Source organism: Allobosea sp. GW822-FHT03F07, from assembly GCF_058801345.1.
The window spans coordinates 235669-249178 of the sequence record NZ_JBXAND010000005.1; the positions used below are offsets into that span (position 1 = coordinate 235669).

General features: G+C 68.3%; 11 protein-coding genes. 7 read left to right on the forward strand and 4 right to left on the reverse strand.

Annotation, left to right across the window (positions count from 1 at the left end; genetic code table 11):
* The first annotated feature begins 165 nt into the window (after positions 1–165).
* Positions 166–1920 (forward strand): AsmA family protein, encoded by a 1755-nt coding sequence (locus AC1RMY_RS16730; RefSeq protein WP_492866368.1) that lies wholly within the window; start codon positions 166–168, stop codon positions 1918–1920.
* Between the two features lie 106 nt (positions 1921–2026).
* A complete protein-coding gene (locus AC1RMY_RS16735; protein ID WP_492866370.1) occupies positions 2027–3235 on the forward strand; it encodes an E22 family MetX-like putative esterase in 1209 nt (402 codons plus the stop codon).
* A gap of 13 nt (positions 3236–3248) precedes the next feature.
* On the opposite strand, the gene AC1RMY_RS16740 is transcribed toward AC1RMY_RS16735, so the two are convergent.
* Positions 3249–4211: a GlxA family transcriptional regulator gene (locus AC1RMY_RS16740; protein WP_492866371.1), complete on the reverse strand. Its 963-nt coding sequence runs from the start codon at positions 4209–4211 to the stop codon at positions 3249–3251.
* A gap of 74 nt (positions 4212–4285) precedes the next feature.
* Between AC1RMY_RS16740 and AC1RMY_RS16745 the strand changes: the two genes are divergently transcribed.
* The 3 genes from AC1RMY_RS16745 (at position 4286) to AC1RMY_RS16755 (ending at position 7014) form a co-directional block, all read left to right on the forward strand.
* A complete protein-coding gene (locus AC1RMY_RS16745) occupies positions 4286–4951 on the forward strand; it encodes a DJ-1/PfpI family protein (protein WP_492866372.1) in 666 nt (221 codons plus the stop codon).
* 157 nt (positions 4952–5108) lie between these two features.
* Positions 5109–5516, forward strand: a complete 408-nt coding sequence (locus AC1RMY_RS16750; RefSeq protein ID WP_492866374.1) for a hypothetical protein — start codon at positions 5109–5111, stop codon at positions 5514–5516.
* A 112-nt stretch (positions 5517–5628) separates the two neighbouring features.
* Positions 5629–7014, forward strand: a complete 1386-nt coding sequence (locus AC1RMY_RS16755) for a PepSY-associated TM helix domain-containing protein (RefSeq protein WP_492866376.1) — start codon at positions 5629–5631, stop codon at positions 7012–7014.
* Between the two features lie 169 nt (positions 7015–7183).
* On the opposite strand, the gene AC1RMY_RS16760 is transcribed toward AC1RMY_RS16755, so the two are convergent.
* Positions 7184–7495, reverse strand: coding sequence for a hypothetical protein (locus AC1RMY_RS16760; RefSeq protein ID WP_492866378.1), 312 nt, complete (start codon positions 7493–7495; stop codon positions 7184–7186).
* Positions 7496–7599: 104 nt separating this feature from the next.
* Positions 7600–8232, reverse strand: a complete 633-nt coding sequence (locus tag AC1RMY_RS16765; RefSeq protein WP_492866380.1) for a MarC family protein — start codon at positions 8230–8232, stop codon at positions 7600–7602.
* 417 nt (positions 8233–8649) lie between these two features.
* Between AC1RMY_RS16765 and gyrA the strand changes: the two genes are divergently transcribed.
* Entirely contained in the window at positions 8650–11463 is a 2814-nt protein-coding gene (gyrA, locus tag AC1RMY_RS16770; protein ID WP_492866382.1) for a DNA gyrase subunit A, read from the forward strand.
* A gap of 230 nt (positions 11464–11693) precedes the next feature.
* Here gyrA and AC1RMY_RS16775 read toward each other — a convergent pair whose 3' ends face one another.
* A complete protein-coding gene (locus AC1RMY_RS16775) occupies positions 11694–12809 on the reverse strand; it encodes a M20 family metallopeptidase (RefSeq protein WP_492866384.1) in 1116 nt (371 codons plus the stop codon).
* Positions 12810–12999: 190 nt separating this feature from the next.
* On the opposite strand from AC1RMY_RS16775, the gene AC1RMY_RS16780 reads away from it, so the two are divergent.
* On the forward strand, positions 13000–13485 hold the full coding sequence (locus AC1RMY_RS16780; RefSeq protein WP_492866386.1) for a VOC family protein: 486 nt from the start codon (positions 13000–13002) through the stop codon (positions 13483–13485).
* Positions 13486–13510: the final 25 nt, after the last annotated feature.

Genomic DNA, 13510 nt, shown 5'->3' on the forward strand with positions numbered 1-13510 from the left:
TATTTCGGGCTGCTTCATGTCCCCTCCTTGTTGGGTAAGCGGCGGGTATCCGCTCTGGACTGCATCGCGTCGCGATACCGTCCGGAGGCATTCGATCTCCGCGGGTCGGCGCAGGCCGGCCCGGCAGTCCGTGACGTCCTGAAGGTCCAGACACTCCGAAGGTTTATGACGCGACGCGCCTCGATTCTCGCCTACAGCCTCGTCCTCGTGCTCGGATTGCTCGGCCTGCAATCCTGGAGCATCGCGGTCGCGCGCGTGGAGAAGCGCGTCATCGCCGCCATCGAGGCGCGCACGGGGCTGGTGGTGAACGAGCTCGAACGCGCCGAGATCGCGCTGTTGCCGCTGCCGCGCATCAGCCTGTCCCAGGTCGCCTTCGCCCGGCGTGACGGCCAGGTCTCGGGCCGCGCCCTGCGCATCAAGGCGCGTGCGAGGCTCCTGCCCCTGTTCGCGGGGCGCATCGATTTCGACAGGGTCGATCTCGTCGCCCCGGAGATCGACGTTGCCGTCGCCACCGAAAGCAACGGCCTCTCCGACTGGCTCGCGGCGCCGCTCGACTCTCTCCAGGGCCTGCGCGGCCAGAGCCGCATCGTCATCACCGCCGGCTCGGTCTTCATGCGGGCGCAGGGCGCGATCCGGAGCATCCTGCGCGACGTCAACCTGATCCTCGACGAGCGCGAGGCGCAGGCTTCGCTCACCGTTGCAGGCTCCCTGAACTGGCGCGGCGTTCCAACCGAGGTCAACCTGCTCTGGCCGCTCGCCGGCGGACTTGGCCGGACGGCGCTCAGCGTCAACGCACCGCTCCTGAAGCTGCAGTTCGAGGGCACCAGAAGCAGTTCCCCGGAGCCCACCACAAACGGACAGTTGACCCTGAGCACGCCATCGCTGCCGGAACTGCTCGGCTGGTTCGGCGAAGCGCCGCGGCTGGCCTCCGCGATCGGCGCGCTCAGCCTCAGCGCCAACGCCCGGATCAGGCCGCACGACACCGCCTTGAGCAATGTCGTCGCAAGGCTCGACGGCGACCGGCTGGACGGCGCGCTGAACCTCGCCATGGCAGCCGGACGCCCGTCGGTATCGGGGACGCTGGCGGGCGCCGAGCTCGATCTCGGGCGCCTGATCGCGCGCCTGGACGCCGCCATGCCTGATGTCGCCGGCGCTTCCGCCTTGCCCTTCGACGCCTGGACGAGCGAGGACATCGACCTGCGGATATCCGCCGATGCCGTGCGGCTCAACGGCGCGAAACTGAACGATGTCGCCACCTATCTTCTGGTCAAGAAGGGACGCTTCGAGACCGGCATCCTACGCGGCAATGCCTATGGCGGCAGCGCCAAGGGCCGTTTCCTCGCCGTGACGACGCCGGGCGGCATCGACGTCAAGCTCGTCGCCGGGCTGGACAAGATCAATTTCGGCCAAGCCGGCGCCGACCTGCCCCAGCTCGCCCGTCTCAGCGGCACCGGCAATCTCCAGCTCAGCCTCGACGGACTCGGGCGCTCGATGCCGGAGGTTCTGGGCTCCCTCAGCGGCAAGGCGACACTCGCCTTGCGCCAGGGCGAGCTCGCCGGCTTCGCTTTCGGTGATCTGATGCGCAGGTCCGAGCGCAATCCAGGACTCGCGCTGCGCGACTGGCGTCAGGGCCGGACGGCGTTCGAGACCGTCAGCGCCAACGCCACCATCGCAAACGGCATCCTGACCCTGAGCGACACACAGATGGCGGGCGCCGGCTATCGGCTGACGCTGGTCGGCACCGCCTCGCTGCCGGAGCGCGAACTGGACATGGCCGCCCTGCTCCAGCCCGCGGCCGGCGCGCTGCGGCTGCCCTTCAGCCTCCGCGGCCCGATCGAGGCGCCGACGCTCGAACTCGAGGCGGAATCGATGCTGCGCCCGACGGGAGCGATCGGCGGCGTGCCGCTGCCCCTGCGCTGAACCCCGCTTTCCCGCTTCCTCTGCCCGCAGAAATCCGCTTGGATGCGCGCAAGGCCGCTTGACGGCCGTTCGGGGTCAGGAAACCGACAGAAGGGGGAACCAGCGCATGAAGCATTGGATCGCGGCCACGGCCGGCGTCGTGGGATGGATGGCGATGACGATGATCGAGGCGCAGCCTGCCGCTGCCCAAGGACTGCCGACCCAGGAGCTGATCGTCGAGAAGAAGGTCTTCACCCTGCCGAGCTACACGACGCAGGGCGGCCGCACGCTCAAGGACGTCAAGGTCGGCTGGGAGAGCTACGGCACGCTCAACGCCGACAAGTCCAACGCCGTGCTGATCTGCCACTTCTTCTCCGGCAATTCGCACGCCGCCGGCAAATACGCGGCCGCGGACGCCGCCCCCGGCTACTGGGACGCGATCATCGGGCCGGGCAAGGCGATCGATACGAACAAGTACTTCGTCCTGTCCTCGGACACGCTGGTGAATTTGAACACAGGCGATCCGAAGACCACCACGACCGGCCCGGCCTCGATCAATCCCGACACCGGCAAGCCCTACGCGCTCGACTTTCCGGTCGTGACTGTCGGAGACTTCGTCAATGTGCAGAAGGCACTGGTCGAAAGCCTCGGCATCAGCAGGCTGGCACTGGTCGCCGGCCCTTCGATGGGCTCGCTCCAGACGCTGGAATGGGCGGCGAGCCATCCGCAGATGGTGGCGAAGGCGATGCCGGTCATCGGCGCCGGCGAGGCCGATGCCCAGCTCATCGCCTGGCTCGACGTCTGGGCGGCGCCGATCCTGGTCGATCCGAACTGGAACAAGGGCGACTACTACGGCAAGACCCCGCCCCATGCCGGCCTCGCCAAGGCGCTGACGGCGGTGACGCTGCAGGCCAACCATCAGGACTGGGCCAACGCCACCTTCGGCCGCCGCCCGGCCAAGGAGGGCGAACCACCGGCCGCCGCCCTCGCCAACCGTTTCCAGGTCCAGAGCGTGCTCGACAATGCCGGCGAGGCCCGCGCCAAGGTCTCGGACGCCAACCACTTCCTCTACCTGGTCAAGGCGAACCAGCTCTTCGCCGCCGGCGGCACCTCGCTCGCCGACGCCGCGACGAAGATCAAGGCGCCGGTGCTGCTGATCACCCAGCCCAAGGACCTCGTCTTCACCGCCGACACCGTCGACCACACCGCCGAAACCCTGAGGAAAGGCGGTGTCGACGTGACGCATGCCTTCATCAAGGGCGCGCGCGGCCATCTCGACGGCGTCATCTCGATGAAGCAGGCGGAAGGAACGATCAGGACCTTCCTGGAGAAATAGCCGCCGGCCTCGCCTATCCGGCAAAACGCTCGCGATAAGCTTGCGGGCTCGCCCCGAGCCGGCGCAGGAAGGCGCGGCGCAACGTCTCCTCCGAGCCGAAGCCGCAGCGGCGGACTGTCTGGGCGACGGAGAGGCCCTGTTCGAGCAGACGGCGCGCCGTCTCGATCCTGATCTCCTCGACCGCCCGCGCCGGCGTGCGGCCCGTCGCCTGGCGGTAGTGCCGGGCGAAGCTGCGCAGGCTCATCCGGGCCTGCGCAGCCAGCGTTTCCAGCGACAGGTCGCCACGCAGGTTCTCGATGATCCAGCCATGCAGGCGGTCGAAGCGCTCGTCCTTCTGCTGCAGCGTCAGCGCCGCGCTGAACTGCGCCTGGCCGCCGGGGCGCTTGAGGAAGACGACGAGCTGGCGGGCGATGGCGAGCGCCGTATCGCGGCCGAGATCGGCCTCGACCAGCGCCAGCGACAGGTCGATCCCCGCGGTGACGCCGGCCGAACTCCAGACATCGCCGTCGCAGATGTAGATCCGGTCCGGCTCCAGCCGCACCGCCGGGAACATCGCCCGGAATTCGGCGCAGCGCCCCCAATGCGTCACGGCGCGCTTGCCGTCGAGCAGGCCGGCCGCAGCGAGCAGGAAGGCGCCGCTGCAGACCGAGGCGACGCGCTGCGCCGCCGCGGCGCGCTCGCGGATCCAGCCGACCAGCTCCGCATCGCCACAGGCAGCGTTGACGCCATAGCCCCCGGCGACGACCAGCGTGTGCAGCGGCGCAGCCCCGGGCGGCAGCGGGCATGTGACGAGTTCGAGACAGGCGCTGGTCATCACCCGTTCGCCGGCGGCGACGACGACCGGCTCGTAGGGCGACATACGGCCCGCGATCCCGGCGAGATCGTTGGCGGTGGCGAAGACCTGCAGCGGCCCGGCGACATCGAGAAGCTGGGCTTTCGGAAAGGCCAGGATTTCGATGCGACGCTGATTTGGCATGAAGCGAGGGGTCCCTGGCATTTCAGCCAGAGCTTTGCCCGTTAGGCTGGAAGCGTCAATCAGGAGTCCGCCCCATGTCCCTCAGCTTCGGCATCCTCGTCTTCCCGCAAGTCCAGCAGCTCGACCTGACCGGCCCCTACGAGGTCTTCGCCTCGGCTCGGGGCGCCGAGGTGCATCTGATCTGGAAGGACACCGCACCGGTCACCGCCGCGACCGGGCTGACGCTGAAGCCGACCACGACCTTCGCCGAATGTCCGCCGCTCGACGTGCTCTGCGTTCCGGGCGGCGCGGGGGTCAACGCGCTGCTCCAGGACGAGACCGTCCTTGCCTTCCTGCGCGAGCGGGCCGGGCAGGTGCGCTATCTCACCTCGGTCTGCACCGGCTCCCTGGTGCTCGGCATGGCCGGGCTGCTCGAGGGCAAGCGGGCGACCAGCCACTGGAACGCGCATGACTTCCTCGGCCCGCTCGGCGCGATCCCGACGCAAGGCCGCGTCGTCCGCGACGGCAACCTGATCACCGCCGGCGGCGTCACCTCCGGCATCGATTTCGGGCTGACGGTGATCGCCGAGCTGCTCGGCGAAGAGGAGGCGCAACTGATCCAGCTTTCGCTCGAATATGCGCCCGAACCGCCGTTCCGGGCCGGCACGCCGCAGGAGGCGCCGGACGCCATCCTGGCTGAGGCGCGGCAGCGCCTTGCCGGCTCGCGTGCGGCGCGCGAAAAGCTGCTGACGGCCCGGTAGCCGCAAGGCACGAGGTCGCCGACGACAGGCGGATCGGCGTCCGACTGGCCTTTGGCAAGCAGGCCTTCGCCTACGTCAAAGCGTACGAGCGCTGCGATAGTCCTGCGGATGGACAGCTCCCGCCCCCTTCGCTATCGACGAAGCGGGGGAGCGGTCCTTGAGCGCAGCCAAGTCCATCAGTGCAAGATCCTGCCGTGCAAGATACTGGGTCGCGGTCATCGCGGCCTATGTTCTCGTGCTTCAGGGTCTGTTCGGCGCGGTCCTGTCCGGTCAGAGCCTCGCGCCGGCCCTGCTCGACCGAGCCGCCCATCTGACGCTCTGTGCGCCGGGCGCGGAGAGCGTACCGCTGCCGGGCGATCCGTCACAGCAACATCTTCCCGCTTGCTGCCAGGCCGGCTGCAGCACGCTCGGCCTGGCCTATGCGCCGCCGCCTATCCGGGTCGTCTTGCTCAGCCCGCCGGTCCCGCTCGGCGCAGCCTACGCCTTCGACGCCCCCACGCCTGCCCGCCTGCCGGGCCACGACCGGCTCGCGAGCCGCCCACGCGGGCCGCCCTCCCTCGCCTGACGCCGTCGGCGGCTGCCGCAGCCGCCTGCCTTGCCGTGTCGAGCGCCATCGTCGCCAGAAGTGCGCATGGATTCGACCGGCTCTGTCCAGACCCGTCGATCGAGGATCATCCATGACCGCTCATGCGGATTTCGAGGCGCGCGCCCAAGCTGGCCGCGCCATCGGACTATCGTCCGAATTCAAGGCGTTCGTCGCCAGGCTTCACTTCTATGCCGGGCTGTTCGTCGGCCCATTTATCCTGGTCGCGGCGCTCACCGGCACGCTCTACGTGCTGACGCCGCAACTGGAAGCGCTACTCTACCGCGAGCAGTTGACCGCCACGAGCGTCGGCGAGCCCGCCGCACTCACGGCCCAGATCGCCGCCGCGCGGAGCCACATCGGGGAGAACCCTCGTCTCTTCGCCGTCCGGCCGGCGCCGGGCCCGGGCCAGACCACGCGCGTGATGTTCGCCCAGCCCGGCCTCGGCGATTCGGAAAGCCGCGCCATCTTCATCGACCCTGTCTCACTGGCGGTCAGGGGCGATCTCGTCGTCTACGGCACGAGCGGCATCCTGCCCTTCCGCACGACGCTCGACTACCTCCACCGCAATCTCCTGCTCGGCGAATTCGGCCGCAACTACAGCGAACTCGCCGCCTCCTGGCTCTGGGCGGTGGCGCTGGGCGGCGTGCTGCTCTGGTTCTGGCGCCGCCATCCGCAGGCGGCGCAGCGCGCCCGCGCCAACCCCGTGCTGCGGCTGCGGCGCTGGCACGGCCTGGTGGGCTTGAGCCTCTCGCTCGGCCTTGTCTTCGTTTCCATCACCGGCCTGACCTGGTCGAAATATGCCGGCGACCGGATCGACGCGTTGCGCGCCACGCTCGGCTGGGTCACACCCTCCGTCACGCTCAAGCTCGGCGCGGCGCCGGCGACGGGCGAACATGCCCATCATGGCGCTGCCGCCTCGGGCGTCCCTTCCGCACCGCCGGGCAGCCTTGCGCAGTTCGACGCCGTCCTCGCGGCGGCCCGGACGGCCGGCATCGACTCGCCCCATCTCGAGATCAGGCCGCCGCGCGCCGAGGGCCAGGCCTGGCTCGTCAGGGAATATGATCGCGGCTGGCCGACCCAGGTCGACACCATCGCGCTCGATCCCCGCGACCTCGCCGTGGTCAGCCGGGCCGATTTCGAGACCTTCCCGCTGATCGCCAAGCTGATCCGCTGGGGCATCGACCTGCATATGGGCATCCTGTTCGGCTGGCCGAACCAGCTCGCCATGGCCGGGCTCGGCATCGCCCTGATGGTGATGACCGCGCTGGGCTACCGGATCTGGTGGCGGCAGCGCCCGCCGGCCGGCGCCCTGCCGCGCACGCTCATGCAGGCCTGGCTGCGGCTTGGCTGGCCGGCACGGGCGGGCGCGTTGCTAGTCGCGGCCGCGCTCGGCTGGGCTCTGCCGCTCGTCGGCGCCAGCCTCGTGCTGTTCCTGTGCGCGGACATGCTGCGCTGGCGGCTGGCGCGGGCCGCCTGACCGGCAGCGACGCCTTCATGCCGGATGGTGCCAAGCCGTGCTGCCGTCATGGTCGGGCTCGTCTCGACCATGACGGAGAGGGCCCGCACCAACCGCAAGTCACCGCCGGCGGATCGGCGGCACTGCCTGAGATTTGCCCCGCCGACGCCGGTTATCGCGCGACGCGCGATCACTTGCGGAGCCGGAGCGCCCCGTGGATCCCGTCGCCGGTAAGGCTCAGTTCGGTCTTGTCGAACAGGCCGATGTAGCGGCGGCGATCGACCTCGAACACCACCATCCGGCCAGAAATGTTGCGGATGATCAGCGGGTCGCGCTGGAAGGCTCGCTCGGGATCGATATTGGCCTGCATGCGCTCCGTGTCGATGACGAAGACATGGCCGTCGCCCCGCCAGATGCCCTGCATGAGCCTGAGCACGGGATCGGCAACCGCCGCCCCCGCGCTGAACGCGACGATAAAGAAAGCGCACGCCACCCGGAACATGGCCGTACCTTACGTCAGATCAACGATGGGCGCCACGAGCTCCAATGCTGAGGTTGACCTTCCGCAGTGCGTCTGGAATGCAAGCCACGATCGGATCGGCTCACCTACCCCGCCCGCACAGAGGCCCACACGCCGTCGATCACGAACTGCACTGCCAGCGCCGCCAGGACGACGCCGAGCAGCCGCGTCAGCACGACATTGCCGGTGACGCCGAGCAGCCGCGCCATCGGCACCGCGAGCCAGAACACCACGAGGCAGGACAGGATCACCAGCCCGCAGATCAGCGCGAGCGCAGCGAGCCGCACGGGATCGCCCTCCGCCCGGCCCGCCAGCAGGATGATCGCCGTCAGCGCGCCCGGCCCCGCCATCAGCGGGATCGCCAGCGGGAAGGCCGCGACATTGCGGATATGGTCCTGCGTGATCGCGGTCTCGGCCGTCTGCGCCTTGCGCTCGTTGCGGCGCTCGAACACCATCTCGAAGGCGATCCAGAACAGCAGCAGCCCGCCCGCGATGCGGAAGGCCGGCAGCGAGACGCCGAGCGCCTTCAGCACGACGTCGCCGGCCACGCCGAAGAAGGCCAGGATGCCGAAGGCGATGATGCAGGCGCGGATCGCGACCTGCCGGCGCTCGCCCGCCGACATGCCCTGCGTCAGCGACAGGAAGATCGGCGCGAGCCCCGGCGGGTCGAGCGTGACGAGCAGGGTGACGAGCGCGGAGGTGACGAAATCGAGGTGCATGGACGCAGTTAAGACACGCCGCGCGCCGCACCGGAAGAGCAACGGCTTTGAGGCGCGGTCGCCCGCGCTCAGCCCTCATCCTGAGGAGCTGCGCAGCAGCGTCTCGCAGGATGCTCTAGGAGGCTCTGGAGCGAGCCGGAGCATCCTTCGAGACAGTCGCTAAAGTGACCTCCTCAGGATGAGGGCTGGAGAGTTGGCTAGCGCGCCAACGTGGCGGCTCAGCCCATTTTCGCCTATGGCGACGCTCAATCAAGGCGGGAATGTGGAGGGGATCGGAAGGCGTTTCCGAAATGACATCCAAGCAATTGATTTGATTGAGTTTATTTTCCACTAAAAAGCCAGCCGCGTCGCTGGCCTAAACCACTGGAATCGGGTAGCCAGAAGCCTGAAAACAAGCAGGAATCGGGACCCAATCCCTTGAGCGACGACACAGACGACAAGCGGCCGGACGAGCCGCATTTCGGCGGCGACATCAAGCCGATCGGCATCACCGACGAGATGAAGAAGAGCTATCTCGATTACGCCATGAGCGTGATCGTGAGCCGCGCTCTTCCCGACGTCCGCGACGGCCTGAAGCCCGTGCACCGGCGCATCCTGTTCTCGATGCACGAGAACAAGAACCTGCCCGACCGGCCCTACACCAAATGCGCCCGCATCGTCGGCGACACGATGGGTAAATACCATCCGCACGGCAATCTCGCGGTCTATGACGCGCTGGTGCGCATGGCGCAGGACTTCTCGCTTCGCCTGCCGCTGATCGACGGCCAGGGCAATTTCGGCTCGATGGACGGCGATTCACCCGCGGCCGATCGCTACACCGAGGCCCGGCTCGACAAGGCGGCGATGCCGCTGCTCGAGGATCTCGACCTCGACACGGTCAACTTCCAGCCGAACTATGACGGCAAGGAACTGGAGCCGACGGTCCTGCCGGCGCGCTACCCGAACCTGCTCGTCAACGGCGCCGGCGGCATCGCGGTCGGCATGGCCACCAACATCCCGCCGCACAATCTCGGCGAGGTCATCGACGCCTGCGTCGCGCTGATCGACAATCCTGAGATCACGATCGACGAGCTGATCGAGATCGTGCCCGGCCCGGACTTCCCGACCGGCGCCTCGATCATGGGCCGCAGCGGCATCCACGCCGCCTATCACACCGGCCGCGGCTCGGTGGTGATGCGCGCCAAGACGCATATCGAGGAAATGCGCAAGGAGCGCGAGGCGATCATCGTCACCGAGGTTCCATACCAGGTGAACAAGGCCTCGATGGTCGAGAAGATCGCCGACATGGTGCGCGAGAAGCGCATCGAGGGCATCTCGGACCTGCGCGACGAATCCAGCCGCGAGGGCGTGCGCGTCGTCATCGAGATCAAGCGCGACGCGCTGGCCGATGTCGTCTTGAATCAGCTCTACCGCTTCACGCAGCTGCAGACCTCCTTCGGCTGCAATTTCGTCGCGCTGAACGGCGGCCGCCCGGAAGTCCTGAACCTGCGCGACTTCATCGTCGCCTTCGTCGAATTCCGCGAGGAGGTCGTCTCCCGCCGGACCCGCTTCCTGCTGAACAAGGCCCGCGAGCGCGCCCATGTGCTCTGCGGCCTGGCGACGGCGGTGGCCAATATCGACGAGGTCATCCGCCTCATCCGCACCGCGCCGACTCCGTCGGCCGCGCATGAATCGCTGATGGCGCGCGACTGGCCGGCCGACGACATCGCCCCGCTGATCGCGCTGGTCGACGATCCGCGCCACCCGATCAACGCCGACGGCACCTATCGCCTCTCCGACGCGCAGGCCAAGGCGATCCTGGAACTCCGCCTCGCCCGCCTCACCGCTCTGGGCCGCGACGAGATCGGCGACGAGCTGCAGAAGCTCGCGACCGAGATCGCCGATTATCTCGACATCCTGCGTTCGCGCGCCCGCATCCAGGCGATCATCAAGGAAGAGCTGGCCGAGGTGAAGGCCGCCTTCGCCACGCCGCGCCGCACCGAGATCCAGGATTGGGGCTCCGACCTCGACGACGAGGACCTGATCGCGCGCGAGGACATGGTGGTGACCGTGTCTCATGCCGGCTACATCAAGCGCGTGCCGCTCTCGACCTATCGCGCCCAGAAGCGCGGCGGCAAGGGCCGCTCAGGCATGGCGACCAAGGACGAGGATTTCGTCTCGCGGCTCTTCGTCGCCAACACCCATACGCCCGTGCTGTTCTTCTCCTCGGAAGGACAGGTCTACAAGGAGAAGGTCTGGCGGCTGCCGCTGGCCGCGCCGAACGCCAAGGGCAAGGCGCTGGTCAACATGCTCCCGCTCGAAAAGGGCGAGCGCATCACCACGATCATGCCGCTGCCGGAGGACGAGGCGAGCTGGGAGACGCTCGACGTCATGTTCGCCACGGCGTCCGGCGGCGTCCGGCGCAACAAGCTGTCGGACTTCGTCAACGTCAACCGCGCCGGCAAGATCGCGATGAAGCTCGACGAGGGCGACCACATCGTCGACGTGCAGATCTGCACGGAGAACGACGACGTCCTGCTGACGACGGCGGACGGCCAGTGCATCCGCTTCGCCGTTCCGGAGGTGCGCGTCTTCAAGGGCCGCGACTCGACCGGCGTGCGCGGCATCAACCTGGCGAAGGGTGACGAGGTCATCTCACTGGCGATCCTGACGCATCTGGACGCCACGCCCGACGAGCGGGCCGCCTATCTCAAGCGTGCCGCCGCCAATCGCCGCGCCCTGACGGGCGAGGCCGAAGAAGGCGCGGAGACGGCAGCCCCCGTCGAGGCCGACAGCGAGGAGAGCGCAGGCGACGGCAATATCGAGCTCGGGCTGGAGAAATACACCGCCATGGGCGCTGCCGAGCAGTTCATCCTGACCGTCTCGGAAAAGGGTTACGGCAAGCGCACCTCGTCCTTCGAGTACCGGGTCACCGGACGCGGCGGCAAGGGCATCGTCGCGATGGTGGTCAACGAACGCAACGGCAAGCTCGTCGCCTCCTTCCCGGCGGTGGACAGCGACCAGCTCATGCTGGTCACCGATGGCGGACAGGTCATTCGCGTGCCGGTCGATGCCGGCCCGGGCAACCGCATCCGCATCGCCGGCCGCTCGACACAAGGCGTGACGGTCTTCAACACCGACGCCAGCGAGAAGGTCGTCTCGGTCGAGCGCATCGGCGACGAGGGTGACGGCGACGAGGGTGAAGCCGAGGCCGAGGCCGGCCCGGCGCCTGAGGAAAACGGCGGGGAGTGATCTCCTCGCCGGCGGCCCGCCACTTCCCCGTGAGCACGAGAACCACGACAGAGAACCCTCTCCCATAGGGGAGAGGGCAGGGTGAGGGGTCGGCCCCTCGACCAGCTATCCTGAAGATGGCCGCCGTCAGCTCACAGCCACGGTGTCCAGGGGGGGGCCTACACCTCACCCCTGCCCCTCTCCTTACAGGAGAGGGGTTCCCCGCGCGTTTCCGGATAAGCGAAACCGGCTCAAACCGTCTCCAGCAAGCCCTTGATCAGCGCCCGCCGCGGCGCGATCGAGGAGATCAGCGCGTATTCGCTCAGCGTATGCGCGCCGTCGCCGTCGATGCCGAGCCCGTCCAGGGTCGGCACGCCGAGCGCCGCTGTGAAGTTCCCGTCCGAGCCACCACCCGTCATCGGGCAATCCTGCAACTCGAAGCCGATGCCGGCTGCGACCTTGCGCGCCGTCTCGAACAGCGCCGCACCCGCCGCAGATTTCTCGTAAGGCGGGCGGTTCATGCCGCCGCTGATCCTGATCTTCACATCCGGGTCATGCGGCTTCAGGCCGAGGATGCGATCTTCCATCGCCAAGCCGTCGGCCGCGCTGGTGACGCGCAGGTCGACGCTGAACCAGGCATGCTGCGGGATGACGTTCGCCGCGGTGCCGCCGCCCATCAGGGCGACCGAGGTGGTGATGCCGCGCGCATAGTCGGTCATGCCCTCGACAGCGAGGATCTGGTGGGCCGCCTCGCGGATCGCGCTGCGTCCGTCCGCATGACGCGAGCCGGAATGTGCCGGCCGCCCTTCCAGCTTGACCTCGAAGCGCCCGACGCCCTTGCGCGCTGTCACGATCTTACCGCCCTCGCGGGCCGGCTCCGTGACGAGAACGGCGGCGGAAGCCCGGCCGATCTCCTCGATCAGGCCGCGCGTCGTCGGCGAGCCGATCTCCTCATCCGGCGTGAACAGGAAGACCATTGGCCGCTTCGCCGTCCCGGCGCGGGCGACGTCCTTGAACGCTTGCAGTGCGAGCCAGGCACCGCCCTTCATGTCGTAGACGCCCGGGCCGTAGAGCCGGTCGCCTTCGACCCGCACGGTCAGGTCGCGGGCGCTCGTCCCGACCGGGTGGACTGTGTCAAGATGCGACATGACCGCAACCGCCGGCTCGCCATTGTCGAGGCCGGCCCGCAGGATCAGGCTGTCGCCGAGGCCGTCGCGCCCGGCGATGCGCTCGACCGCGATCGGCAGGCCTTCGACCTCGCTCGCGACGAGGTCCATCATGCCGTTGACGCCGGGCACGTGGCTGGTGGGGCTTTCCAGCGCGAGCCAGACGGACAGGGCGGAAACGTTGGGATCGATGCTGCTCATGATGGCCGGACCATCGCCGGGAAGCGCGGCGCGAACAAGGATGCCGGCTGGCAGGGGCGCCCTGCCCTGATGGCATGGCGCAGCGAGGCGCCCCTGCCCCGGCTTGACAAGCGATCCCTGATACTAAACCATTAGGTTAATCAATGAACGACAGCGGCTCGATCCGGGATCGAACGCCAGGGAGAACGCCATGGCCAGGCTGCAGAAGATCACCCCGTTCCTGTGGTTCGACAAGCAGGCGGAGGAGGCCGCAGAGTTCTACGTCTCGGTCTTCAGGAACAGCCGCAAGGGCGCGATCATGCGCAATCCGGGCGATGTGTCGGGCCTGGCCGCGGGAGACGCGCTGACCGTCTCCTTCACGCTCGAAGGCGTGGATTTCACCGCCATGAACGGCGGGCCGGGCCACGACTTCACGGACGCCGTTTCCTTCGTCGTGCTTTGCGACACGCAGGACGAGGTCGACCATTATTGGGACAGGCTCACCGCCGATGGCGGCAAGCCGATCGCCTGCGGCTGGCTGAAGGACAAATTCGGCGTATCCTGGCAGATCACGCCGGGCCGCCTGATCGAATTGCTGACGCATTCCGACACCGCGACGGCGAGCCGCGTCATGCAGGCGATGATGCAGATGATCAAGCTCGACATCGCCGCGCTGGAACGCGCAGCGGCGGGGTGAGCAAGCGCCTGGATATCCCCCCTCT

Coding starts and splice junctions, on each gene's coding strand:
- AC1RMY_RS16730 (WP_492866368.1), top strand. CDS start 166: ATGACGCGACGCGCCTCGATTCTCGCCTACAGCCTCGTCCTCGTGCTC.
- AC1RMY_RS16735 (WP_492866370.1), top strand. CDS start 2,027: ATGAAGCATTGGATCGCGGCCACGGCCGGCGTCGTGGGATGGATGGCG.
- AC1RMY_RS16740 (WP_492866371.1), bottom strand. CDS start 4,211: ATGCCAAATCAGCGTCGCATCGAAATCCTGGCCTTTCCGAAAGCCCAG.
- AC1RMY_RS16745 (WP_492866372.1), top strand. CDS start 4,286: ATGTCCCTCAGCTTCGGCATCCTCGTCTTCCCGCAAGTCCAGCAGCTC.
- AC1RMY_RS16755 (WP_492866376.1), top strand. CDS start 5,629: ATGACCGCTCATGCGGATTTCGAGGCGCGCGCCCAAGCTGGCCGCGCC.
- AC1RMY_RS16760 (WP_492866378.1), bottom strand. CDS start 7,495: ATGTTCCGGGTGGCGTGCGCTTTCTTTATCGTCGCGTTCAGCGCGGGG.
- AC1RMY_RS16765 (WP_492866380.1), bottom strand. CDS start 8,232: ATGCACCTCGATTTCGTCACCTCCGCGCTCGTCACCCTGCTCGTCACG.
- AC1RMY_RS16775 (WP_492866384.1), bottom strand. CDS start 12,809: ATGAGCAGCATCGATCCCAACGTTTCCGCCCTGTCCGTCTGGCTCGCG.
- AC1RMY_RS16780 (WP_492866386.1), top strand. CDS start 13,000: ATGGCCAGGCTGCAGAAGATCACCCCGTTCCTGTGGTTCGACAAGCAG.